The sequence below is a fragment of the Oxalobacter formigenes genome, assembly GCF_002127965.1.
GTDB classification, from domain to species: domain Bacteria; phylum Pseudomonadota; class Gammaproteobacteria; order Burkholderiales; family Burkholderiaceae_D; genus Oxalobacter; species Oxalobacter formigenes.
The window spans coordinates 1,888,021-1,913,558 of sequence record NZ_CP018787.1 but is presented as its reverse complement, the minus strand read 5'-3'; the positions used below and the strand labels follow the sequence as shown (position 1 = coordinate 1,913,558).

Annotated in this window: 20 protein-coding genes; 12 read left to right on the top strand and 8 right to left on the bottom strand. The window is 52.7% G+C overall.

Annotation, left to right across the window (positions count from 1 at the left end; translation table 11 throughout):
- The first annotated feature begins 3 nt into the window (after window positions 1-3).
- The 4 genes from BRW83_RS09145 (at window position 4) to BRW83_RS09130 (ending at window position 6,799) form a co-directional block, all read left to right on the top strand.
- Window positions 4-2,865, top strand: a complete 2,862-nt coding sequence (locus BRW83_RS09145) for a 2-oxoglutarate dehydrogenase E1 component (protein WP_005879881.1) — start codon at window positions 4-6, stop codon at window positions 2,863-2,865.
- A gap of 82 nt (window positions 2,866-2,947) precedes the next feature.
- Window positions 2,948-4,348, top strand: a complete 1,401-nt coding sequence (gene odhB / locus BRW83_RS09140) for a 2-oxoglutarate dehydrogenase complex dihydrolipoyllysine-residue succinyltransferase (protein WP_005879883.1) — start codon at window positions 2,948-2,950, stop codon at window positions 4,346-4,348.
- A gap of 29 nt (window positions 4,349-4,377) precedes the next feature.
- On the top strand, window positions 4,378-5,802 hold the full coding sequence (gene lpdA / locus BRW83_RS09135; protein ID WP_005879885.1) for a dihydrolipoyl dehydrogenase: 1,425 nt from the start codon (window positions 4,378-4,380) through the stop codon (window positions 5,800-5,802).
- Between the two features lie 82 nt (window positions 5,803-5,884).
- On the top strand, window positions 5,885-6,799 hold the full coding sequence (locus BRW83_RS09130; protein ID WP_005879887.1) for an arginase family protein: 915 nt from the start codon (window positions 5,885-5,887) through the stop codon (window positions 6,797-6,799).
- A 74-nt stretch (window positions 6,800-6,873) separates the two neighbouring features.
- Here BRW83_RS09130 and BRW83_RS09125 read toward each other — a convergent pair whose 3' ends face one another.
- Window positions 6,874-7,341 (bottom strand): hypothetical protein, encoded by a 468-nt coding sequence (locus BRW83_RS09125; protein ID WP_148424742.1) that lies wholly within the window; start codon window positions 7,339-7,341, stop codon window positions 6,874-6,876.
- Between the two features lie 343 nt (window positions 7,342-7,684).
- On the opposite strand from BRW83_RS09125, the gene BRW83_RS11790 reads away from it, so the two are divergent.
- Window positions 7,685-7,831, top strand: coding sequence for a hypothetical protein (locus tag BRW83_RS11790; protein ID WP_155811801.1), 147 nt, complete (start codon window positions 7,685-7,687; stop codon window positions 7,829-7,831).
- A 308-nt stretch (window positions 7,832-8,139) separates the two neighbouring features.
- A complete protein-coding gene (locus tag BRW83_RS09120) occupies window positions 8,140-8,949 on the top strand; it encodes a hypothetical protein (protein ID WP_145814926.1) in 810 nt (269 codons plus the stop codon).
- 110 nt (window positions 8,950-9,059) lie between these two features.
- Here BRW83_RS09120 and BRW83_RS09115 read toward each other — a convergent pair whose 3' ends face one another.
- Window positions 9,060-9,587: a carboxymuconolactone decarboxylase family protein gene (locus BRW83_RS09115; RefSeq protein ID WP_036602654.1), complete on the bottom strand. Its 528-nt coding sequence runs from the start codon at window positions 9,585-9,587 to the stop codon at window positions 9,060-9,062.
- A 102-nt stretch (window positions 9,588-9,689) separates the two neighbouring features.
- Here BRW83_RS09115 and BRW83_RS11785 point away from each other — a divergent pair, with 102 nt between their 5' ends.
- A complete protein-coding gene (locus tag BRW83_RS11785; protein ID WP_155811802.1) occupies window positions 9,690-9,833 on the top strand; it encodes a hypothetical protein in 144 nt (47 codons plus the stop codon).
- Between the two features lie 152 nt (window positions 9,834-9,985).
- On the opposite strand, the gene BRW83_RS09110 is transcribed toward BRW83_RS11785, so the two are convergent.
- A complete protein-coding gene (locus BRW83_RS09110; protein ID WP_005879897.1) occupies window positions 9,986-11,695 on the bottom strand; it encodes a thiamine pyrophosphate-dependent enzyme in 1,710 nt (569 codons plus the stop codon).
- Window positions 11,696-12,017: 322 nt separating this feature from the next.
- Here BRW83_RS09110 and BRW83_RS09105 point away from each other — a divergent pair, with 322 nt between their 5' ends.
- Complete coding sequence (locus tag BRW83_RS09105) at window positions 12,018-12,617, top strand: hypothetical protein (protein WP_005879899.1); 600 nt, start codon at window positions 12,018-12,020, stop codon at window positions 12,615-12,617.
- Between the two features lie 100 nt (window positions 12,618-12,717).
- Here BRW83_RS09105 and BRW83_RS09100 read toward each other — a convergent pair whose 3' ends face one another.
- Window positions 12,718-15,006, bottom strand: a complete 2,289-nt coding sequence (locus BRW83_RS09100; protein WP_005879901.1) for a response regulator — start codon at window positions 15,004-15,006, stop codon at window positions 12,718-12,720.
- Window positions 15,007-15,418: 412 nt separating this feature from the next.
- On the opposite strand from BRW83_RS09100, the gene BRW83_RS09095 reads away from it, so the two are divergent.
- The 4 genes from BRW83_RS09095 to BRW83_RS09080 all read left to right on the top strand — a co-directional run bounded on the left by BRW83_RS09095 (window position 15,419) and on the right by BRW83_RS09080 (window position 19,279).
- A complete protein-coding gene (locus BRW83_RS09095; protein ID WP_005879903.1) occupies window positions 15,419-16,267 on the top strand; it encodes an MBL fold metallo-hydrolase in 849 nt (282 codons plus the stop codon).
- A 240-nt stretch (window positions 16,268-16,507) separates the two neighbouring features.
- Window positions 16,508-17,914: a hypothetical protein gene (locus tag BRW83_RS09090; RefSeq protein WP_005879905.1), complete on the top strand. Its 1,407-nt coding sequence runs from the start codon at window positions 16,508-16,510 to the stop codon at window positions 17,912-17,914.
- Between the two features lie 18 nt (window positions 17,915-17,932).
- A complete protein-coding gene (locus tag BRW83_RS09085; RefSeq protein ID WP_145814927.1) occupies window positions 17,933-18,214 on the top strand; it encodes a hypothetical protein in 282 nt (93 codons plus the stop codon).
- A 252-nt stretch (window positions 18,215-18,466) separates the two neighbouring features.
- Window positions 18,467-19,279 carry a tetratricopeptide repeat protein gene (locus BRW83_RS09080; protein ID WP_186447498.1) on the top strand — a complete coding sequence of 271 codons (813 nt, stop codon included), beginning with the start codon at window positions 18,467-18,469 and terminating at the stop codon, window positions 19,277-19,279.
- 348 nt (window positions 19,280-19,627) lie between these two features.
- Here BRW83_RS09080 and BRW83_RS09075 read toward each other — a convergent pair whose 3' ends face one another.
- The 4 genes from BRW83_RS09075 to BRW83_RS09060 all read right to left on the bottom strand — a co-directional run bounded on the left by BRW83_RS09075 (window position 19,628) and on the right by BRW83_RS09060 (window position 25,537).
- Window positions 19,628-20,035, bottom strand: coding sequence for a hypothetical protein (locus tag BRW83_RS09075; RefSeq protein ID WP_005879911.1), 408 nt, complete (start codon window positions 20,033-20,035; stop codon window positions 19,628-19,630).
- A gap of 105 nt (window positions 20,036-20,140) precedes the next feature.
- A complete protein-coding gene (locus BRW83_RS09070; protein ID WP_005879913.1) occupies window positions 20,141-20,800 on the bottom strand; it encodes a hypothetical protein in 660 nt (219 codons plus the stop codon).
- Complete coding sequence (locus BRW83_RS09065; protein ID WP_157658862.1) at window positions 20,791-22,428, bottom strand: efflux transporter outer membrane subunit; 1,638 nt, start codon at window positions 22,426-22,428, stop codon at window positions 20,791-20,793. The genes BRW83_RS09070 and BRW83_RS09065 overlap by 10 nt, the downstream gene beginning before the upstream one ends.
- Before the next feature lie 13 nt (window positions 22,429-22,441).
- On the bottom strand, window positions 22,442-25,537 hold the full coding sequence (locus BRW83_RS09060) for a multidrug efflux RND transporter permease subunit (RefSeq protein WP_005879917.1): 3,096 nt from the start codon (window positions 25,535-25,537) through the stop codon (window positions 22,442-22,444).
- Between the last annotated feature and the right edge of the window lies 1 nt (window position 25,538).

Sequence of the window (25,538 nt, the reverse complement as noted above, 5' to 3'; positions counted from 1 at the left end):
AACATGATGCAGGAGTACAGCGACAATTCGTATCTCTTCGCAGGCAATGCGCCTTACGTCGAGGAACTTTACGAGGCGTATCTGGACAATCCCGCCAATGTGCCGGAAAACTGGCGGGCTTATTTCAATTCAATGCAAAACGTGCCTGCCGTCGATGGCAGCAACCGTTCGGATATCCGGCATGGCCCGGTCGTCGCCGCGTATGCGGAACGGGCGAAACATTCCCCGTTCAAGATCCTTGTTCCCAAAGGCAACGCCGAGCTGGACCGCAAGCGCATCGCCGCGCAGCAGATGACGGCGGCTTACCGCTTCCTTGGCACCTACTGGGCGAAACTTGATCCGCTGGAGCGGCATGAGCGGCCACAGATTCCGGAACTGGAACCGTCTTTTTACGGTTTCACCGATACAGACATGGATCTGGTGTTCAATATCAGCAATACCTGGTTCGGGCGTGAAACGGCGACCTTGCGCGAACTGGTGCAAATGCTGCGTGAAACCTACTGCCGTTCCATCGGTGCGGAATTCATGTATATCACCGACCATGCGCAAAAACGCTGGATGCAGGAACGGCTGGAATCGATTCAGGCGACGCCTTCTTTTTCACCGGAAAAGAAACGCCATATTCTCGAACGGGTCACGTCGGCCGAGGGCATGGAACGTTACCTGCACACCCGTTATGTCGGGCAGAAGCGCTTTTCGCTGGAAGGCGGGGAAAGTTTCATCGTGTCGCTGGATGAAGTGATCCAGCGGGCGGGATCGAAGGGCATACAGGAAATCGTGCTCGGCATGGCGCATCGCGGACGATTGAACGTACTGGTCAATATCATGGGCAAGATGCCGAACGATCTCTTTGCCGAATTCGAGGGAGGCTTGCCGGAAAACGATTTGCCTGCCGGGGACGTGAAATACCATCAGGGTTTCGTACGCGACATTTCGACGCCGGGCGGCCCGGTGCATCTGTCACTGGCGTTCAATCCCTCGCATCTGGAAATCGTCGATCCGGTCGTGGAAGGTTCGGCCAAGGCGCGCATGTTCCATCGTGACGATCCGGACGGCTCGCAGGTCATGCCGATACTGGTGCATGGAGATGCTTCTTTCTCCGGTCAGGGCGTCGTCATGGAAACGCTGAATATGGCGCAGACGCGCGGTTACAGCACGGGCGGCACGGTGCATATCGTGCTGAACAACCAGATCGGCTTTACGACTTCGGATGTCCGTGAATCGCGCTCGTCGCTCTATTGCACGGACGTGGCGAAGATGATCGAGGCGCCGATTCTGCACGTAAATGGCGACGATCCGGAAGCGGTCGTGCTGGCGACGCAGATCGCGCTGGATTTCAGGATGGAGTTCAGGAAAGATGTCGTGGTCGATATCGTCTGTTACCGCAAGCTGGGCCATAACGAGCAGGATACGCCTGCCATGACGCAGCCGCTGATGTACAAGAAAATCGCGACGCATCCGGGAGTCCGCAGCCTGTACGTTGACCGGCTGGTCAAACAGGGCGTTATCCAGCCAGCGGACGCCGATGCGCTGGTCGCCGGTTATCGTGCCCGGATGGACGCCGGTACGCCGATAGTCAACCCGGTCATTTCGAACATGAAGAGCCAGTCGGCCATTGAATGGCAGCCGATCCTGCAAAAGCAGGGCTGGTCGGAAGACGCCGATACGGCGATGCCGATCGAGGAACTCAAACGCCTGTCCGAACGCATCACGACGATGCCGGACTGGCTGACCCTGCATCCGCTGGTGGAACGGGTCATTCATGACCGTGCCCGGATGGGCAAGGGCGAATTGCCGGTCGATTGGGGGATGGCGGAACATCTGGCCTATGCCTCGCTCGTTTCAGCCGGTTTTTCGGTCAGGCTGGCGGGTGAGGATTCGGAACGCGGCACGTTCGTTCACCGACACGCTGTCCTGCACGATCAGGAAAGGGTCATTTCCGGGGCGGGAAAATATGTGCCCTTGAAGAACGTCTCGAAAGATCAGGCCAGCTTTACGGTCATCAATTCGCCACTGTCGGAAGAAGCGGCGCTGGCGTTCGAATACGGTTTTGCGACGACGGCGCCGAATACGCTGACCCTGTGGGAAGGCCAGTTCGGGGATTTCGCCAACGGTGCACAGGTCGTGATCGACCAGTTCATCAGTTCGGGTGAGGCGAAATGGGGACGTATTTGCGGATTGGTCATGCTCCTGCCGCACGGGTATGAAGGGCAGGGGCCGGAACATTCTTCCGCACGACTTGAACGCTATCTGCAGTTGTGCGCGGATAACAATATGTCGGTCGTCCAGCCGACGACGGCTTCCCAGATTTTCCATGTGTTGCGCCGGCAGATGCTCAGGATGCAGAGAAAACCGCTGATTGTCATGACACCGAAGTCGCTGCTCAGGCACAAGGATGCCGCTTCCCCGCTGGAAGAACTGGCTGACGGGTCTTTCAGGCCGGTTCTCGGTGAAGTCGATAAGAGTATCGATGCGAAGAAGGTCAAACGAGTTCTGTTGTGTACCGGTCGCATCTATTACGATCTGGCGCATATGCGTACCGAGAAACAACGCATGGACGTGGCCATCCTCCGGATCGAGGAACTGTATCCGTTTCCGGGTGAGTTGCTGGCGAATGAATTGAAAAAATATCCGAAAGCCGAAGAGATCATCTGGGTTCAGGACGAGCCTGAAAATCAGGGGGCATGGTTGCAGGTGCAACGACCGGTCTTCGATACCCTGCAAACGGGACAGAAACTGTCTTTCGCTGCCCGTCCGGCCTCATCGTCTCCGGCTGTCGGCTATTTCCAGAAGCATTCGGCCCAGCAGAAAGAGCTGATGAATGCCGCCTTTGGCGAAATGGGGAATATGGTACTGGTACGCTGAAGAAAAGAATAAGAATAACAGTCGCTTGACGTTTTAATGACGTTTGAACAGGTGACTCCGAATTTTCAAGTGGAGAAAAAATATGGCGGTTCTTGAAGTGAAAGTTCCACAGTTATCGGAATCGGTAACGGAAGCCACGCTTTTGCAGTGGCACAAACAGGCGGGCGAAGCCGTTACGCTGGATGAAAATCTGGTCGATGTCGAAACGGACAAGGTCGTTCTGGAATTGCCGTGTCCCGCCAACGGCGTGCTGACACAAATCCTGAAAAGGGATGGCAGTATCGTCGTGGCCGGTGAAGTGATCGCGCTGGTGGATACGGAGGCGATGGCATCGGCAGAATCGAAACCGCAAGAGCCGCAAACGCGCGAGATGGAACTGTTCGCTTCCGCACCGGCGGCCGAACCGGTTGCAGCGGTGGCATCGGCTCCGGTTCCGGTCGATCCTCCCGCAAAACTGGAAAAGGAAGAGGATTTGGAAATCGCCGCTTTCGACAGCGAACGTGACATGCCCGATCCGGCGGACTATCCGTCCGGCATCGTCATGCCTGCGGCTGCACGAATGATGGCGGAACTCGGCATGGATGAAACCTCGGTTGTCGGTACCGGCAAGGACGGGCGTATTACGAAAAAAGACGTTGAACGGGCCTGGGAAGCACAGGGTACCGATCTTGGCGAAGATGAAAAAGCCATCGAGCAGGCGACCCGCCGTGTGGCACCGCCTGCCGGAACGCCTTATACGCCTTCCGGCTCGACCGGACAGCAGACGGTTTACGGGGCGACGAACCGCACGGAAAACCGTGTCCCGATGAGCCGTTTGCGCGCACGCGTTGCCGAGCGGCTGATCCAGTCACAGCAGCAGACGGCCTCGCTGACGACGTTCAATGAAGTGAACATGCAGCCGGTTCTGGATTTGCGCCGCAAGTTCGGTGAACAGTTCGAAAAGGAACACGGTGTCCGGCTCGGCCTGATGTCTTTCTTCGTCAAGGCGGCCATTGCGGCACTGAAACGCTTCCCGGTCGTGAATGCCTCGATTGACGGGAACGATATCGTCTATCACGGGTATTACGATATCGGCATTGCCATCAGTTCCCCGCGCGGGCTGGTCGTGCCGATCATGCGCGATGCCGATTTGATGACGATTGCGGAAATCGAAAAGAAAATCAACGAACTGTCGATCAAGGCACGCGACGGACAGTTGACGCTCGACGACCTCACAGGCGGCACGTTCTCGATTTCCAACGGGGGTGTATTCGGTTCGCTCTTGTCGACGCCGATCATCAATCCGCCGCAATCGGCCATTCTGGGTATCCATGCCACGACGGAAAGGCCTGTCGTCGAAAACGGCCAGATCGTGATCCGGCCGATCAATTATCTGGCCTTGTCTTACGACCATCGCCTGATCGACGGACGTGAAGCGGTACTGGCCTTGCGGACGATGAAGGAAACGCTGGAAGACCCGGCACGCCTGTTGCTGGATTTGTAATTTTCTTCCGGAAACGAAAGGAATATCAGATGAGTGTGGATTTCGATGTGGCAGTGATCGGGGGAGGCCCGGGCGGTTATATCGCCGCGATCCGTGCCGCCCAGCTCGGCATGAAAACGGTGTGTATCGACGACTGGAAGATCGACGGGAAGCCTGCACTGGGGGGTACCTGTACTAACGTGGGTTGCATTCCCTCGAAGGCCTTGCTGGAAGCATCCGCGCATTATGAAATGGCCAGGGATGGACTGTCGAATTTCGGCGTGGATGTCATCGGGGTGGATATGGATATCCCACGGATGCAGATGCGCCGGGCGTCCATCGTCCGGCAGAACAATGACGGGATCGCTTTCCTGTTCCGCAAGAACAAGATCACTTACTTCAACGGTACCGGCTCGTTTGCGGGAGTGGAAAACGGGGAATACACCATTGCCGTGACCGGCGACGAAACCCGGAAGTTCACTTGCACTAACGTGATCATCGCGACCGGTTCCAAACCGCGGGCATGGCCGAATCTGCCGTTTGATGAAGAACGGGTTTTGTCCAACGCAGGTGTTTTGTCACTGAACGACGTGCCGAAGAGTTTTGCCATTATCGGTGCCGGAGTGGTCGGGCTGGAAATGGGGTCGGTCTGGCGCCGGCTCGGTTCGGATGTGACGCTGTTTGAATCGCAGCCGGAACTGCTTGCGGGCGCTGACCGTCAGGTCGCGATGGAAGCGCAGAAACAGCTGACCCGCCAGGGATTGACGATATTGACCGGTGCAACCGTCAGGAAGGTCAGGCGGATGCCCAAGGGCGTTGCCATCGAATATGACGACGCAAGGGGACAGGTCGAGAAAGCCGTGTTCGACAAGTTGCTGGTGTCTATCGGCCGGGTACCGTATACGCAGGGGCTTGGCGTCGACAAGGTCGGGCTGAAACTGGATGAGCGCGGTTTCGTCGCGGTTGACGGCCTGTGCCGCACCAACCTTAAAAACGTCTGGGCGATCGGCGACGTGGTGCGTGGGCCGATGCTCGCCCACAAGGCCGAGGATGAAGGTGTTGCCGTGGCCGAGCGGATTGCAGGCAAGTACGGCCATGTCGATTACAAGGGCATTCCCTGGGTTGTCTATACCCATCCGGAAATCGCCTGGGTTGGACGCACGGAAGAAGAACTGGTGGCGGAAAACGTGTCGTTCAAAAAAGGCGTATTCCCGTTCATGGCGAACGGGCGCGCCCGCACCATGGGAACGACGGAGGGATTCGTCAAGATTCTCGCCGATGCGAAAACCGATGAAGTGCTGGGTGTCCACATGATCGGGCCGATGGTGTCCGAGCTGATTGCCGAGGCAGTGATGGCGATGACGTTTTCGGCCACTTCCGAAGATATCGCCCGGATTTGCCATGCCCATCCGACGCTCTCCGAAGCGGTGAAGGAAGCCGCACTGGCGGTCGATGGCCGGGCATTGAACATGTAAGGCCGTTCAAGGGAATGCAAGAGATGGAAAGGCGGCCTTGTGCAGCCTTTTTTGTTGGACAAACTACTGTGGAGACAGGTTCATGCCTATACCGGAAAAAACGTCCGTGACCAGCGGTGACATAAAAAGCGAGACGTCTGTCTTGCGGCTCATTTACCCGCAATGGCAGGGCGGGATCGTCGATCACTGGATGCCGGATCTTTTGCCGGAAGATGCCTCAAAGGGGTATTTTCTGGGGGCGCAACTTTTGAAAATGCTGGCTCCCGAGAGCACTGCGATGACGGCAGAGGTGCCTGTCTCTCTGGATATCAGGGACAGGGCAGTCGAAAAAGGCATCAGTGCGCGCAGGGTCATCATGAAACAGACTGGGGCGGCTCTGGATATCGTCCGCGAAAATGCACCGGAAAAAATCGTGACCCTCGGCGGCGAATGTTCCGTCAGTGTCGTGCCGTTTACGTATCTGGTGGCGAAATATCCGGATGATGTGGCGATTGTCTGGCTCGACGCCCATCCGGACGTGAACCTGCCATACGATGAATACAAGGGCTATCACGCAATGGCGCTGACGGCGTGTCTTGGTATGGGCGATGAAGAGATTATGCGAATGTTGCCCGGAAAGGTCGCTGCCAGAAACGCCCTGATCGTTGGCTTGCGTTCATGGGATACAGGTATGAGGCAGCGCCAGCAGGAACTCGGGATTAAAGGTTTGTCGCCAGCGGACGTGGCTGAAGACAGCAAGGCGATTCTGGACTGGCTGAAGACGACCGGTGTGTCGAAAGTGCTTGTCCATTTCGATCTGGACGTGCTCGACCCGGCTGAAATCATCGCCGGGGTCGGCGTCGAACCGGATGGCATGGAAATAGCGGAAGCTGTCCGGGTGATCAACGATATCGCGACACATTATGAACTGGTCGGCCTGACGGTCGCCGAATTCATGCCACGGATCGCCATCCGGATGAAACGGATGCTCGACGGGCTTCCATTGCTGAAAGACTAGTGTGTCAGTTCAGGTTTATACGGAAAAAGGCGGTTTTAACCGCCTTTTTTATAGAAGAAACAAATGTGCAATATTTATTGTACCGATTGTGTCGGTTGCTCTTGTTGTGCCGGAACGCGCAGGATCAGGTTGCCGACCGTTTTTTCTTCACCGTCGGCAACGACGACGACTTTCAGGATGGCTTGCAGCTTGATGACCAGCGGGTTCAGGTGAATGTTTGCGGTGGCCCTGTAAAACTGGGAAGCGAGTGGGATGCCGCATTCCTCGATCATCTTTTTGTTTTCGTTGAATGATTTCTCAAGGAATTGTGCAGGCAGTTCGTTTTGTGATATGACGGCATCGTCGAGCATGACCATAACGAACAATTGTTTGAAGGGATGGTCGAAATCCGTGTAACAGTTCAACGAAATGGCCAGTTTCGGAATCAGGGTCTGTGCCGAGTCGAGTGAGAGGACGGTGTTATAGACGCCGATGATGGAATGCTTTCCACCGATTTCGTTGCGGATATCGTCCGCGAATAAACAATCGTATTTTCTGTTCATGATCCTTGGCTCATCCATAAAAGAGACTTCAATATAGCAGAGAAAGGAAGCCGGTTTTAGATAAAAGGTAAAGAAAATGCCGGGAAGTGTCTGTTTTATTGCCGAGCCCGTTTCAGGCAAAAACTATTGCATTTCCTGTCTTTTGTTAAATACCGGTTCTGGTCGGTTGTTTTCCTGTTCGCTTGCCGTATTTCCCTGTGACAGGAAGGTGAAAATATCCATGTCGGGCTGATCCGTTCAAGATGGATAGCAACAGTTAAGCAGGGGTAATGTCATCCCGGGAATCTTGCGTTGTTGCTTAATTGTAATATTTGCCGATATTTTTCATTTTTTTTCGGAAACCTTGATTTTTAGCTCCTCATGGGTGGGAACGCTCGGACTTGACGTTCAGAAAGGCAATACCAGCCTTGGACTGAGGGTCGGATACCAGAAATCCAGCGATTCCAATTCACGGGGTGCCATGCTGACAGTCGGACATCAGTTCCAGTAACAGGCAATATAATTCTTTTTGCCTTGACGCATCCCCACAAGGGATGCGTTTTTTTATGGAGGGACCTGAAAATCAAACGCGAAGGAGATTGATGGAGGCTCTACCTTTCACGTAAAGGGAACGAACGTTATCGATGAATCGCCGATGATGTTCCCGGTAACAGTATTGACTCGAAGGGAGTGGGGGAGAAGGTCGGCCGGTCCGTAATGGAAGAGTCCCGGCAAAATCAGTCAGGAACACGTTTCTTTAATGGTAAAATTTCATCTTTGGACGGGGTTCACATCTCATTTGCATTCAAGGAGTTTCTTTTGGATTCTTTCAACGGGTTGGACAAACAAGCGGAACATGTGAAATATCGTGGCTTGTCGGGCATGCTGAAAGTGATGCTTCCGGTTGTTGTCCTTGGGATTCTGATCTGGCCTTCTTTCGGACTGGCTCCACTTTATGCGGCAGATGCAGCCAGTGTGGCGAAGGGCAGCACCATGGAAAAAGTGAAAACAAGTCCGGAAGTCGCTGCCATATTGAACGTGTTTCCGGCCGGTTCCATCGATTCCATCGAGAAGGCCGACCAGGTTCTTGAAATCGTCAGTATCGAGAAAAAGAACGTCGAGGCCCGTCTTTTCAATGACAAACTGGACTGCAACAGGAAATTTCTGGTTTACCAGTGCTATGACAGGGCGCTTGAAACCAAACGGGTCGATTTGAAGGAATTGCATGCACTCGAGGTGGAAGCCAAGCGTTTCAAACGCAGCGAGGACGTTCGCCAGCGTGATCTGGCTCTGGATAAACGCAAGGCTGACGAGATTGCCGATGCACCGAAACGGGCGGAAAATGTTCAGGCGCATGAAGCGCGAGTGAAACGGGTTGAGCAGAAGGAAGCAGAACGGGCGGCAGCGGCAAGAGGTGTCTCTTCCACTCCGGGGCAGAAGCATTCCGGTGCCTTGATGACGCCAGCCGAGCGGGCGGCCAACGTTCAGAAGTATGAGGAAAAAGTCGAAACTTCTCAGGAACGGCAAAAGATAGTCGAACAGAAGAAAGCCGAAACGCAATCCAAACGGGATAAAAAAGCGAGAGAGGATGCGGCAAAAGCGGAAGCGGACCGGAAGAAAGCGGAGTAGCGCCCGGTCACAGGCATGAAAGACGGATTGAAAAAGGGCGGGAATTTCCCGCCCTTTTTCATTGATTGTTGAAAACGATCCGACGTGAAAAACGAATTTTCAATGGCTGTTTATTGACCCGATACCGCATCCCACGAGGTGGCGCACTCATCCAGATCGACTTCCAGCGTTTCCAGAAACCGGGCAGTCATCATGTAATGGCCGATCATGAGGATCAGCTCGGCTATTTGCGTCTCGTCGTAATACTGGCGGACACAATTGAATGTGCCGGTTCGTACCTTGACGTTTCTGACGCATTCATCGACAAAAGCCAGAATGTCTTTTTCCCGTTCGCCGTCAGGTATGCCGTTTTCCAGTTTTCCGATTTCTTCATCTGTCCAGCCCGCTTTTCTTGCGAGCGGAAGGTGCTGCATGCGCTCGTAGGCGCTTTTCGAGAGGGAACCGACCCGCAGGATGACCATTTCACGATCCTTGTCGGCCAGCTGGCCTGCCGGGAAACTGGCTCCGAGGGAAATGTATCCTTTGGTTGAAGAGGTCGTTACCAGCAGGGCACGGACGAGATTGGACGGGAAGCGATCGTACTGTTTCTTTTGTTCATTACTCATGGAACTGACGTCGGGAAGGCGGATTCTGGACATGTTTTCTCCAAAATGACGATAAGCGGACAATGTCAGGTGAAGGTGCCTGATGGATTGAATTCTATTCCTTTTTTTCGATAAGTGACGTCCCTGATTTTCCGGATGCGACGTTTTTTTGGCGCGGCAAACCTGTATCCGGGTACCATCGGCGTGATCAGGGAAGGGGAATACGCCGATATGCTGCCGACAGATGGCAATCCATTGAAAAATCCGGAACGGGTCACCGATCCGGACAGGATTTCGTGATGATCATGAAAGACGGCATCGTGTACAAAAATACGCTCGTTGCAAGATAAACCGCCTGATAACCCGGATGGATACCGGTTTTACAAAAGCAAAATCCCTGATTTGTTCAGGGATTTTGTTATTTCAGTTTCAGTATGATGCGGGTTAAAACCTCATATCCTCGTTTTTAGTTCCCGTGTCGTCTCGATGTCGTCTCGCGCCGTGTCGATCGTTTTTTCTTTTTCCAGTCTTTTCATGACATCTTGTGGAGAGGGAGCATCTGCAAACAGATCGGTGACGAAATCGATCAGTGCCGGGCCGGGATAGTCGAATGCCCGAACGATGGCATCGCGGATATCTTCCGCTTTTTCAACCCTTTCGCCGTACAGCCCCATTGCACGGGCGACAGCTCCGAAGTCGGGATTTTTCACTTCGGCGCCCCAGGGCTCGATTCCCGCGTCGTGCATTTCCCGGTGAACCATGGCCCGTGACGAATTGTTGAAGACCATGAGTTTGACGGGCAGGTTTTGTTCGACTGCGGTGAGAAGTTCTCCCATCAGCATGGTCAGTCCACCGTCGCCGCAAAGGGCGATGACCTGACGGTCGGGAGCGGCGAGTGCCGCTCCGATGGCCTGGGGAAGGGCATTTGCCATCGAACCATGACCGAAAGAGGCCAGCAGGCGCTGGTCTTTTTTCATGTTCAGGTAACGTGCAGACCAGATGTTGCACATGCCGGTGTCGACCGTAAAGATGGCGTTTTTGTCGGCCAGTTCGTCAATGGCATTTGCGACCTGTTCGGGAGAAAGTGCCCTCTCGTTTTGAGGTTCGGACAACGGGGCAGCCATGATGCGGAGCATGTCCCTGTGCAAGGCGAGCATGTCGTCCAGAAAAGAACGGTCTGAATGTTCGGCGATCATCGGCAAGAGCGTTTTTACAGTCGTTTTGACGTCGCCGACCAGAGCCATGTCGACCATCGCACGACGGCCAAGCTGGCTGGCGGTATCGTCGATCTGGACGATAGTGGTATCGGCGGGAAAGAGGCCATGAAACGGGAAATCGGTTCCCAGCATCAACAGGAGGTCGCATTCGTGAAGCGCACGCAGGGCCGCGCCCCAGCCCAGCATTCCGATCATGCCGATCCCGTTCGGATTGTCGGCTTCAAAGACGTCCATGCCACGATAGGCCCATGCGATGGGTGCATTGATTTTCCGGGAGAGGGCAAGTACTTCTTCGCGTCCTTCGCGACATCCGGCTCCGCCGTATATGACGATTTTTCGGGACTCGTCGATCCGTTTTGCCAGTGCGTCGAGATCGTCTTTTACGGGCAGGGAAACGGGGCGGGAACGGGCAATGGGGTGAGGGAGCATCGGCTTGTCTATCGTTTCGCGTGCCACGTCACCGGGGAGGATGACCATGCCGACGCCACGTTCCAGAAAAGCGGCCTGTATCGCCAGCTCGGCCATGCGCGGCATTTGCCGGGCAGTTGTGGCATAGCCGAGATATTTCGTGCAGTCGGCAAATATCCAGTCGGGACGTGTTTCCTGAAAGTAACGGCTGCCGATTTCGGACTGGGGGATATGGGTGGCGACGGCGAAGACGGAAGCGCTGTTGCGGTTACAGTCGTAAAGGCCATTGACCAGATGCAAGGAACCGGGGCCACAGGAACCGAATACGGCGGAAATGGTTCCGGAAATATCGGCGTCTGCTCCGGCGGCAAAGGCGCCCGCTTCTTCGTTGCGGACATTGATGAAAGCGATTTTCCCATCGCTGTGATGAATGGCGTCGATCAAGGCATTCGCCGAATCGCCGACAATTCCGTAAATGCGTTTGACACCGGCATCGATCATGAGCGAGACAAGGTTTTGGGCAACGGTCTGGGGCATGGTGCCTCCTTCAGGATGGACTTCTCCGGTATGGTTTTGACGGGTTCGGAAAACCGTATCCGGGATGGAGTTTCAAATAACAGGTCGTTTCGATGAAATCCGGAACTGATTGAAAAATAGCATTTGCCGGAAAAAAACGTTTGATGAAGGTAAAAAGAATCCGGTTTCGTTAAAAAGTTTGATCCGTCAGGCGACCTCTTCACTGGCTCGAAACAGGCGAGAGTCATGCAAAGACAATCGTTACGATCTGTTTCATTTCGGAAATTGAAGATTTCGACAGCATGGCTTAAAGTAGGCAATCATCAATAATGTCTTTTCTGCCATGAAAAAACTGATTCTGATTTTATCGTGTGCCTTTTCCACAGCATGTCTGGCTCAAAATCCGCAGATGCTCCCATCCGGGCTGATTTTCAGGTGGACCGAAGCCGGCAAGCAGTGTGATAGTGAAAATGGCGGGGTGAGCGGTGTTTTCAATGCCATGTTCGACAAAAAACCGATACCGTGTATCGAAAAAGATCTTGTCGCTGGTGAACTGACCCGGCGGGGCTGGTGCCCGGAAGAAGTCGCGACACAACCCGGTACCAGAGTGACGGTATGGAAAAACTGCCGTCCGGCCAATTTGCTGTTTGTCCCGCTGGAATCGGCAAAAGACGCAAAAACGGAAGAGATTATCCGGGATTACTGGTTCAGTCTGGACAATAGCGTTTTCGAGGAAAAAAACAATAACCTGAAAGAGGCGGCGTTCTATTCGGCAAGAATGAATGAAGACGCCGACGAGCTGGAAAAACGGGGATATTGCTATCATGGTGAAGCTGCCGACAGGAAAGACCGGCTTGTTCCCTGCACGAAAAAAGAACTGGCAGATCGCAATTCCCCAGCCGTGAAAAAGAAAACTGCCAAAAAAGCGGCGGCAAAAAAGTGAGGTGAAAACATTCTCAGGCCATCCATTGCCCGGAAATCAGCAACAGGCGAACTCCGGCAAGGGACTCAAAACCAGCCGGGTGAGCGACGGAAGCGGAAAGCTATCTCTCCGGTTCTGACACGATGACCTGATGTTCAGTCAACACATTCCGGATTTCATCGATACTGACCGGTTTGGTGATGTAGCCATTCATCCCGGACATTCTGGCTTTCTCCCTGTCTTCGATGAATGCATTGGCCGACATGGCAACGATCGGGGTGTGCAACCGGTTTTCCGAATGCTCGATAAACCGTATTTGCCGTGTGGCCTCATACCCGTCCATTTTCGGCATCTGGATATCCATGAAAATCATCTTGTAATAGTCGGGGGGAGCATTTTTGAACATGCAGACGGCTTCTTCGCCGTTCCATGCTTTTTCTATATCGGTAATGCCGCAGTATTGAAGGAATTCACAGGATATCTCCATATTGAGCTCGTTGTCTTCCACGAGGAGAATACGGCTTTCGGGAACGATTTCTGTCCGGGTGTCCAACAGTGCCAGGGAAGGAGCCTGTTCACCTGAGATGATGTCGTGCATGACCTTGTACAGGCGGGACTTGAAGAGGGGCTTGGCCAGAAACATATCGACTCCCGCTTCTTTGGCATCGGCCTCGATGTCAGTCCAGTCGTAAGCGGTGAGAATGATGATGGGTATGTCATTGCCGACAACGCGCCGTATCTGGCGGGTGGTTTCCAGTCCGTCCATTTCCGGCATTTTCCAGTCGATGATGATGAAATGGTAATCCCGGTTCATCTCGTGAGCCGCCACCACTTTCCCGACGGCCTCGATGCCGGTGAGGACATATTCGCTCCTGATTCCGGCTTCATCGAGCATTTGTGTCGTGCTTTCGCAGATGCTCCTGTCATCATCGACGATGAGTGTGCGAAATTCCCGCAAGCCGGAAAAGTCGAATGTGTCGTTTTCGGCATTCTGCAATTTGAGGGGAACCGTTACCGTGAATGTCGTCCCTTTACCGGGTTCGCTTTCCACATCGATGCGGCCGTTCATCATGTCGACAATATTTTTGGTAATGGCCATCCCCAGGCCGGTTCCCTCGATTTTATTGCCGATCGAGTTGTGTGCACGTTCAAATGGTTCGAAAATCTTTTCTATAAAGTCGGCAGGCATGCCGATTCCGGTATCGCTGATAATGAACTGATAGGTTCCGTAACCTGCATATTGTGGAGGCAATTCACGGATTTGTATGTCGATTTTCCCGCCTGCCGGTGTAAATTTCAGGGCATTGCCCGCGATGTTCAAAAGCATCTGGTTAATACGAAGGGTGTCACCTGTGACTTTCTCATGAATCAGATCGGTGTTTATGTCGAGCGTCAGATGTCTGGTATGGGCTTGCTGGAGGATGATGGTACAAAAATGTTCGATCAGTTCAGGCAAGACGAATTCCTCGTCATTCAATGCGATTTTTCCGTTTTCGATTTTGCTCATGTCCAGCACGTCGTTGATCAATTCCAGCAAATGTTTTGAAGAAGACGAAATCTTGACAAGATAGTCCCTGATTTTCTGCGGTTCGTTCAAATGGATGAGGGCAAGGGTTGTCATCCCGATGATGGCATTCATCGGGGTGCGTATGTCGTGGGACATATTGAACAGAAACTGTGACTTGGCGGCATTCGCAGTCTGTGCCGATTCCAGTGCCTGCCGGAGAATCTGCCGCATTTGTGCTTCGTATTCCTCTTTTCTTTTCAGTATCAGCAGATAGATGATGAGAGCACTTATTACGGCAAAAATGAGTATGCTGGAGAAAATATAAGTGCTGTCGCGAAAATCGTTGGAAGTATTGACGAACTGGGCAAAATTCGACCTGGACCCGTTAGTGATGGCCGTGGTGATGCTGTACATTTCCCCGATTTTCGGGGAGATATTGGTCTCGAGAAAAGCGATTGCCTGGTTTTCGGTGAAATCCGGTATGCTGGCAAGCGCGAGTAAGCTTTTCTCTTCCGCACGCAAATCGAAGAATGTCTGCCGCAATTTGACGGCATCCCCCGGATTATAGGTATAGTTTTCCACCATGAAATCGAGATTTTTGAGCAGTGAAGCATTGACGGACCGGTAGTCATGACGAACCGCTTCGATGACCTCGCGATCACGCGTTACGGTCAAACGTTCTGACAATCTGTGCAGACGGGACAGATCGGCATTGACTTCCCCGACTGCGATAGCAGTGGGATAGGGTTGCTTGCTGATCATTTCAATCTGGTCCAGGATTTTATCGGTGTTGAACAGGGTAAAAATGTAGTAGATGATCAACAGGCCGATTAACAGGATGGATGTCCATGTTGCGAGTTTTTGGGAACCGGGATGGGAACTGTCCGATAAAAAATTCCCCATTATTCAAGTCCTTCCGGAATGCAATGTTTAAACATTTCCGATTGTCAGAAATTTTGGGTTATTTTGCCGAGGCAACCGGTTTCAAAAAGTGCTCTTGATACACGATCCGATTATATTCGTCTTTTTATCATCTTTTAACTTTCTTTATTTTCCTGTTAATTTCGGTTAATTTTTCCATTTATACATTTTTTTACCTTTTTGTTTGGTTTGTTTAAGGCGGTTGTATCGCGCTTATACGTTATGTATAAAAATGCATCAAAAAAAAACAGTTTATCCAGACGGCGGTTTTCTGGATGTATACGTTGCCGGTGTCAGAAAATTGACACACGGCAATCGGGATGAAGGATAATGAAAACAGGATTCACGCTTATTGTGATGCCTGTCTTTTGATATGCTTTTTTCAGGGGGTCATATGCCTGCTGCGCCAAATCCGGTTTTATCCGTTCTGGCTGACGACACGGTTTCGTCAGAAGAATTTGTCTGTGAACATGCCTTGTCCATCCTGATCCGTCTGCCGAACGGGAAACGCTGGCTTTTCGATACGGGAACGACGGATGTTTATCTGGAAAATGCGAAACGGATGGGCGAAAGCCTTGACGACCTTTCCGGTATCGTCATTTCGCACGGTCATGAAGACCATACGGGCGGACTGATGTTTTATCCACGCTTAAAAGGCAAACCGCCTGTTTTCGGTCATCCCTATATCTGGCACAAATCCTATCAGGTACGGCCTGACAAACCGCTCCGGATTACGGGCATTCCCTACATGTCACGCATGCATGTTTCGCCGGTTTTCGTGCCGGTGAACAATACGAAACAGCTTGACGATGACTTGTATTTTTTCACCGACATCCCGCGTGAACCGGGCAGCTTCGCCCCGACACAGGGCAATTTCTTCAATGAGGACGGGACGGGGCCAGTGCCGCTGATTGACGACGGTAGTCTGGTTGTCAAAACGGGAAAAGGGCTGGTCGTGGTGATGGGCTGTGCGCATGCAGGCTACACCAATATCCTTAAGGCGGTTCATAAAGCCTTTCCCGAAGAAAATCTCATGGCCGTGATCGGTGGCCTGCATCTGGGTAATGCCAGTGAAGCCGTATTGAAAGAGGCCGCGGATTTTACGGATGACATCAGGACAGCGGACTTCCGGTTTTACGGCGGTCATTGTACGGGTGACAAGGCCATCGCTTATTTCAAATCACGCTTCGGCGACGATGCAGTCCAGTCCCTTGGGTCGGGGAAAGTGATCGCTTTTGAGTGAACGGAAACGACGCTTGTCGAACCCGGAAAAACCGGCATTTCATTTCAGGAATGCCGGTTTTTCTTTTTCCGTCCGTCCTGGCTTTTCCGGTTACCTGATCAGATTTACGCTCGCCATATCTTACGTTACATAAATTCTTCGGTCAGCCATGGCATTTGTTTTTTTACACAAGCCGGTACAGACAGGCTGACCGAAAAGTGTATCAAGTGTACAGTCTGAAGCAAAAGTCATTAGGATGACATGACGAAACAGACAGAAAAACAGGAGCTGAAAATGGAAAAAGACTGGACAGGGAGTGCCATGCCGTCCGTACTGAAAGGCTTTGCCATGATCGGGCAACCGATCAGTGCAGACGAATTCGAAAAAGCCTTTGGCTACAAAATGCCTGACATCACACTGAGCGAAGAAGAAAAAAGAAGAGTGGCGCAGAATAACGGATTGGAACCGGCAATCCGGCAGGCAGAAAATCAGCCTGCCGCGAAAACAGAACAGCAAGAGCTGAACTTCGGGCGCGAAGTCCTTGCCCGGATACAAGCGGGAAGCACCTTGCAGGCAGAACAACAGGAACAAAAAGAACAGGAACAGGAACCCCCACTGCAAATCGGGATCAGGGGAGTGGGCAACAGCCAGCCGGAGGAAGACATAACCGGAAATGCCCAAACGAACCGAAACGGGAGCGGCACCATCAAAATCGACGATCCCTACGCAGAGAAAAACCTTGAACTACTCAAAAAACAAGGCAACCCGACAAACAGCGTTCCCTTTCCGAACCGGGCAAGTAGCGTTCAGGAAGGAACACCCGCCAAAACACTCGACCTGAAAAATCCGTCAAGCTATACCCGAAAGCGAGAAACAAACCTCCTTGCCATCAACAATCAAAACCCGAATGCGCAAACCGGACCAAACGAAACAGGAAGTGTACCCTTGAATTATTTACTGGAGATAGGCCAGAACGAAAACGCCGACAACATCGCCGCCCAGCCCGATCCCGAAGGAAAACATCCCAATGCCTTTGAGCCTATCCGGCAGGGAGTCAACCGGGCTACCGGAGAACTCGCCGGAAAAACCGCTGACATTCGCCGCCAGCAACAGGAAACCGAAGACGAAAACCACCTGCTGAACTGGACAGCCGACGTTGCACAAAATGCCATGCAAAACCCCGTCACCCACTCACGACAGGATTATCAGCCTGCCTATCAGGCCATCCTCGGACACGACGCCAATCGCAAACTGGCCGAAGCCGCCGCCGAACCCATCGAAACCGACGTCAACGGAAAGGAAAAGTACGAAATCGTCAGGGATGCATTTATTCAGGAATATGATACGGAAACAAGCAAACAGGTGATGGCACTCGGATCGCTCATCAATCACGCTATTGCCACCATTAACGATGGCCAGCCGATCAATCCCGAAGTGGTCAGCGAAGTTGACGACAAAATGATCGACCTCATCGGACAAAGCGACCGATACATTGCCCAAAGCGTCCCTATCGAGAAACTCGCAAAACAGGTCGTAAAAGGAGACGATCCGCAAACGGCAGAAAATGCCACCCGGTTCTTTTATGAAACATTGGGTGGTAAAGGGCCCTATCTGCTGGCAGGAACAGCAGGAGGCTCCCTGTTAGCCGGGGCAGGCATGGCAGGATGAGTGGCAACCATTCAGAAAATGACCAAAGATTTCACTGTCAATCTGGCTGAAGCCAATGCCAACATCGTGAAAGAAACCGGAAGCCACAATTGGGAACTGGCTTTCAAAATAGCCCTTCAGACCACCATAGGAGGGCGTACCATCGACACTCAGATGGAACGGGCTGCAAAAGGAAGAGGGGCGGGAAACAAAACCTTCATGAAAATCATTGGGGACGCCTTGAAGAAACGGTTCAGTTCGATGGTGAATGAGTTTCATCTTCAGAAAGGTCAGTATGAGAAGAATAAAACTCAGGAATAAAATTGTCCGAATAGATTGCAACCGTAAGGAAAGCGTTCTACATTTTCAGAATAGGTCGAAAAACAAAATACTGACATGAAAATAAAAAATCTTGTTTTGATAATCCTGATGGCCGTATCCTCTATACATTCGACATCGGCATTTGCTGGATCGTATGAAACGGGCAAGCAACTTTATGAACAGAAAAAATATTCCCAATCCTATTCATATTTGAAAAAATCGTTATCCACTAAACATCCGGATTCATACGGGATGCTGGGATATTTGTATCGTGAGGGGTATGGAGTCAAGCAGGATTATCAAAAGGCGTTTTTTCTCTATCTTGAAGGAGCAAAACTGGGCGACGCAAAAAGCCAGTTCGGTTTGGGTTTTATGTATGAGGGGGGATTATTCGTCAAACAGGATTATGCCAAGGCAAAAACATGGTATGAGTATTCATCCAATCAGGGATATCTGTCTGCGATGAATAATCTTGGATCGCTTTATGACGATGAAAACACTGGCTTTAAAAACGAGAAAATCGCATTTGAATGGATATTGAAAGCTGCCCAAAAAGATAACCCAACTGCTCAATTTAATATCGGTTTTTTTTACGAAAAAGGCACAGGAACCAAAAAAGACTATGCCGAAGCCCGAAAGTGGTATGAAAAAGCAGTCATGCAGGGATATCTTCCGGCCAAAGCGAATCTGGCAAATCTCTATCTTGATGGAAAAGGTGGCCCCAAAGACCAGCAAAAGGGCGTTGCCCTGATAAAAGAAGCGGCGAACGAGGAATCGAAAGCCGCACAATACACACTGGCAAACCTCTACGCCGATGGCGAAGGCGTTCCGCAAAGCGATGAACAGGCCGTTTACTGGTTCCACAAGGCCGCTGAAAACGACAGCGCGCTGGCCATGGACATGCTCGCCAAAGCCTACCTGAACGGAAAATACGGACTGCCGAAAAGCCCGACGAAATGGGACTACTGGCAAAAGAGGGCAGCCGAAACGCGCGCCCGTACACACGAAGTCGATCCTTCAAGCTGGACAATATTCGACTGGATCAAATACAAGTTAGGCAATTGATTTCCTTGTAAATGGAAGAATAAAAAATCAGGATGAATAAAGTGTCCCCCAAAAGTTGAACATTAGATCAACTTTTGGGGGCACCTCAGGAAATATGCCGGCTTTTTTATTTGTGACATCTGGAATGAATCCAGTGTCTTATGGGTAAAAAACCTGTTGCCTTTATGTTCGCTTGTTAACAAGCTCACCGGATATGTTTTTTGTCGGTCTTTTTTTGCTTTCTCCGGCGTTTTATTTGCTGGAAAGCGCGAAGGGATTGGCATCAATGTGAGAAAGAATGACGCATTTGAAAGAAAGCGCCTTGTGTGATTGAAAAACTGCGTCAATCACCACGATGTCGCGGTTTTTTTATGGATTGAAGGATGACGTCGTATTGTCCGGAGATTCGCACATCATGTGAATGAACTGGTCCATGAAAGAACCCGGAATGTCGGGTATCGGGAGATCGATATCATTCTCAAAATAGGGGGAATCCGCTCCGGGATCGTACATGGCAACACGGGTATTTCTGGCGTTCAGTTTTTGACAATCGATTTCCATGCTGTAACGTAAGACTGTTCCGTTTACGGAGTCTGTTATTTTCGTCTGCAAATGAACGACGCTTCCTGATCTGGTAACGGAGTCGGCATCATACTCCATCATGTAGGGCTCGCCGTCCGTCATGACCGGTATCAGGTTTTCTGCATGGCACAGGGCAGAAAAGAGAATCAGGGCGATAACTGAAAGGCAGGTTTTTCTCAAGGGAACCTCACGCATATGTCAGAAAATCATCTGTTTTAATTCACACAACAATGACAGTACAGTTATGCCGTCAAGGATGACGTCAGCAAGATATTCCGAATGCTTTATTCAGAAAAATTTTCACGAATTTTCATCAAGAGTGACAATCTCCTTGATTCGTTGAAAAAAAGGAGTGGTTTTGCCTTTGCCACGTGTATCCTCATGGTAAATGCCAGTGAATAGCTCATAACAACCGCTTCTGGATAACCTGATCATGAATGTATCCAATTCTGTAATTTGAAAGTTCTTTGAAGCATCATTCTCAAAATTGGTCCAAAAATGATATGCACGTTGAAGATCGTTTTCTCCCGGTGCATGAGGATATTTCGCTTCATATGCATCAAGAAGCAATAAAATGCTTATTTCACGGTACGACAATTCATCAAGAATATTCAGCATTTCTTCATAATCATCGATATTCGAAAATGTTTCGTTTTCTAAACTCCTTTTCAGAAGACGAGCCAGAAAGCGTATTTTTTCCGTTTTTCTTGTTCTGAGTGCTGCCTGATGCGTGATAAAAAAACAGTGGAGGAAGTCTTCATTTTTAATGATGTCTTCGGTTAATTCAATATTACCGTTTGCAAGTTCATCAAAAAATTCCTTTCTTCGCTTTTCTTTTATGAGGGATAAGGTTCCGCTAAGGGCCGTATCCACGGATGAACCACCTGGAATCAGTTGAAGCAATGTACGCAATGCAATATTGTTTTGATAAATATTTTCGTATATCGCCACTATATCCATGTATTTTCTCTTTTGTCAGATTTGAATATTTGTCGATAAGTTACCGAATCAGTCCCGAATGAGGAATCATTGATCCGGTAACAAAACGTCCCTAACTTTTCATTTCCGTTTTCTGCTCCATTTTTTCCGGTGATGCCGTGCCGGTATTTTGCTGTTTGCTTTGGCGTCTCCCATTGCCCGCCAATGGCGGCGATTAAGGCGACGCTGCTGGTGAACTGGCGTTTTTTGACGTTGTACAGGGTGTTTTCTGCTGCGATGCGGGTGTTCTGGGCGATCAGCACGTTGATGTAACTGACGACGCCGGCCTTGTACTGGTTCATGGTGATGGTCTCGGCCCGTTTCGCCGCATTCAGGGCAGCTGTTTGCATGTCGGATGCGTCGCCGAGCATGGCTTGTGCCGCGAGGTTGTCCTCGACTTCCTGGAAGGCGATCAGCACTTTCTGGCGGTAGGCGGCGACGGTTTCATCATAGACGGCGATTGCCTGATCGGTCTGGGCGCTGCGCAGGCCTGCATCGAAGATGGACAGGGCGATTTGCGGGCCGATCGACCAGATGCGGTTCGGTACGGTGAACAGGTCGGCGAAGGAGGAATTGCGGAAGCCGCCGGAGGCCGAGATGGACAGGGCCGGGAAGAAGGCGGATTTCGCGACGCCGATCAGGGCGTTGGCCTGCGCGACCTTGCGTTCGGCGGAAGCGACGTCAGGACGGCGCTGGAGCAGGGCCGAAGGCAGCCCGGCCGGGATTTGCGGCAGGTAGGGGTCGGCTTTCGCCATGTCGATGGTCAAGGTGGACGGGGCTTGTCCGATAGAGACGGCGATTGAGTGTTCGAGCTGGCTGCGCGCCAGTTTCATGTCGACGGTGGCGGCCTGTGCCGTTTTCAGCTGGCTTTCCGCCTGCGCCACATCGGCGTCGGAGACGATACCGACGGCAAACTGGTTTTTCGTCAGCCGGAGCGATTCGGCCAGCAGGGTTTCGCTTTCTTCCAGTTGTTTGACCTGACGGTCAGTGATGACCAGTTGCAGGTAGGCCGTGGCCATTTGCGCCTGTGACGACAGTTTGATGGCTTCCAGCTGGGCAGCACTGGCTTGCCGTCCGGCTTCGCCCGCTTCGACGTTGCGGCGGACGCCACCCCAGATGTCCACTTCCCATGACAGGTTGCCGACGAAGGCGTTTTGCGTACTGGCCGAGGTGCTGGTATTGGACTGGAAACCGCGTGTTCTGGAGGCGTCCAGCGACAGGCTCGGGAAGAGGCTGGACTGTGCCTGTCGCAACAGGGCCTGCGCCTGCCGGTACTGGGCTTCTGCCTGCGCGATGGTCAGGTTCTGCTTGTTTAAGAGAACCATCAGTCGGTCGAGTTCAGGGTCTTTGAAAACGCTCCACCATGCGCCGCGCGGGTATTCGTCCGAGGGTTTGGCGGTTTTCCAGAGGCTGTCTTCCTTGTAGGTGGCAGGTACGTCGATTGGCGGCTGGACGTAATCGGGGCCGACGGCGCAACCGGCCAGGGTGGCGGCACACAGGGCCATGGTCAGGGCTGGCCGGATGCGGGGAATCCGGGTGTAGGCAAACAGCCGGTTGATGGTCATTCTGTTCTTCGGTATGGCGTTTTTGCCTGGCAAATCGGTTTTCATGGGCGGAGTCCGGTCATACGGTTTTTGAAGCATTCATTTTTTTCAGCGCGCGGCGTCTGGCGGCCCGCTGGCGAACCTTGTCAAGATACAGGTAAACGATCGGTGTCGTATACAGGGTCAGCAGTTGCGACAGGATCAGGCCGCCGACGATGGAAATCCCCAGCGGGATGCGCATTTCAGCCCCGTCACCCCGACCCAGCGCCAGTGGCAGCGCGCCGAAAAGGGCGGCTGTCGTGGTCATCATAATCGGACGGAAACGCAAAAGGCAAGCCTGAAAGATCGCGTTTTCAGGTGAGAGGCCTTCCTCACGCTCGGCAACGAGGGCGAAGTCGATCATCATGATCGCGTTTTTCTTGACGATACCGATCAGTAGCAGCACGCCGATCAGGGCGATGACGGAAAACTCGCTTCCCGCAAGGATCAGGGCGAGCAGGGCACCGACACCGGCAGACGGCAGGGTGGACAAAATCGTGATCGGGTGGATGAAGCTTTCATAGAGGATGCCCAGCACGATATACACGGCGATCAGGGCGAAAAGGATCAGCCAGGGCTGGCTGCTCATGGAATCCTGAAAGGTTTTGGCGGTTCCCTGGAAGCTGCCGACGATGGATGTGGGCAGGCCGATATCGGAAAGGGTCTGTTCGATCGCCATCGTTGCGTCGGAGAGGGAATTTCCCGGAGGCAGGTTGAACGAGAGGGTCGTGGAGGCGAACTGCCCCTGATGGTTGACGGAAAGTGATTCGTTGACCGGTTCCCAGCGGGCGATGGCCGATAGCGGGGTCGGGCCACTCCCCGGCGTCTGGATGTAGATGTTCTTCAGCGCTTCGGCGCTTTGCCAGTATTGCGGCGCGACTTCCATGACGACCTTGTACTGGTTCAGTTCGTTATAGATGGTCGATACCTGTCGCTGCCCGAAAGCATCGTAGAGGATTTCATCGACGACTTTCTGGGTCAAGCCAAGGCGTGCCATCGCGTCGCGGTCGAAGACGAGCATGGTTTGCAGCCCCTTGATTTCCTGATCGGTGTTCAGGTCAGCGAGCATCGGCAATTTGGAGAGTGCGCGGAAGACTTTGGGTGTCCATTCGCGCAGTTCGGTCAGGTTATCCCCCTGAAGGGTGTACTGGTACTGGGCGTTCGACATGCGTCCGCCCATGCGGATGTCCTGAATGGATTGCAAAAAGAGGGTGGCGCCCGGCTCTGAAGCTAGGTTCTTGCGCAGGCGGGCAATGACCTGATCGGCGGTGTCGTCCCGTTCTGACAGGGGTTTCAGGCCGATGAACATGCGGGCGTTGTTGCGCTGGCCGCCGCCGGTATAGCCCGTGACCTGATCGATGGCCGGATCTTCACTGATTTTCTGGATGAAGGTCTGCATTTTTTTCTGCATGGCCTGAAAAGAGATACTCTGGTCAGCCCGGATCATGCCCATGAGCCGTCCGGTATCCTGTTGCGGGAAAAAGCCTTTCGGCACGACGATGTACAGGAAAACGTTGAAGGCGACGGTCGCGATCAGGATCAGCATCATGGTGCGCCGGTGGTCGATGGCCCATTTCAGGGTGCGGCCGTAAGCCATTTGCAGGCTGGTGAACAGGTGTTCGCTGGCATTGTAGAGTCTGCCCGGTTTGCGCTTGTCTTTCGATTTCAGCCAGAGTGCGCACAACATCGGCGTTGTCGTCAACGAAATGACGAGCGAGACGAGAATCGTCGCCGACAGGGTGATGGCGAATTCACGAAAGAGGCGACCGATAATGCCGCCCATCAACAGGATGGGGATGAAGACGGCGATCAGCGAGATACTGATCGACATGACGGTAAAGCCCACTTCCCTTGCGCCTTTGAGGGCGGCGTCAATGGGTTTCATGCCCCCCTCTATATGGCGCATGATGTTTTCCAGCACGACGATCGTGTCGTCCACCACAAAGCCGGTGGCGATCGTCAAAGCCATGAGCGAGAGATTGTTCAGCGAAAAGTCGGCCAGATACATGACCGTGAATGTCCCGACAAGCGAGACGGGGACGGAAATGGCCGAAATCGCTGTCGCCCGCCCGTTCCGCAGGAACAGGAAAACGACCAGAATGACGAGCGCGATGGAAATGACCAGCGTGGTTTCAACTTCCCGCAGAGAACTGCGGATCGTCGGCGTCCTGTCCATGACGAGGTTCAGGTTGATCGCTTCAGGAATGGAGGCACGCAACTGCGGCATGATCTCATTGATGCGTCCGACGGTTTCGATGATGTTGGCACCCGGTTCGCGGAAGATGATCAGCATGACGCAGGGCTGGTCGCCGACCATCCCGGCATTGCGCAGGTCGCGCACGGAATCGTTGACGTCGGCGATGTCCGAAAGACGCACGGCCTTGCCGTTTTTGTAGCTGACGATCAGGGGCTGGTAGTCGGCGGCTTTTCTGGCCTGATCGTTGGCTTCGACTTTCCATGCATGTTCGTCGTTTTGCAGGAAACCTTTCGGACGGTTGACGTTGGTGCTGGTAATGACGTTTCTGACATCTTCAAGGCTGATGCCGTAGTTAGAGAGCTGTTGCGGATGCAGTTCGACGCGCACGGCCGGTTGCGAACCACCTCCCACGATGACGTTGCCGACGCCTTCAAGCTGCATGAGTTTCTGGCCGACGATGGTATCGGCTGCGTCGTACATCTGCCCGCGCGTCAGCGAGTCGGAAGTCATCGACAGGATCATGATCGGCGCATCGGCCGGGTTGACCTTCCGGTAAGTCGGGTTCGACGGCATGCCGGTCGGCAACAGCGCCCGGGCGGCGTTGATCGCGGACTGCACGTCGCGTGCCGCGCCGTCGATGTCGCGGTCAAGATCGAACTGGAGGGCGATACTGGTCGAGCCCAGCGTACTGGTCGAGGTGATTTCCGTGATGCCTGCAATCCGTCCGAGCGAGCGTTCGAGCGGGGTGGCGACAGTGGCGGCCATCGTTTCAGGGCTGGCGCCCGGCAGGCTGGCATTGACCTGAATGGTCGGGAAATCGACTTGCGGCAACGGGGAAACCGGCAGGTACTTGAACGCCACCGCTCCCGCCAGCAGGATCGCGATGGTCAACAGGACCGTTGCGACGGGGCGCCGGATGAAGATTTCGGAGAATTTCATC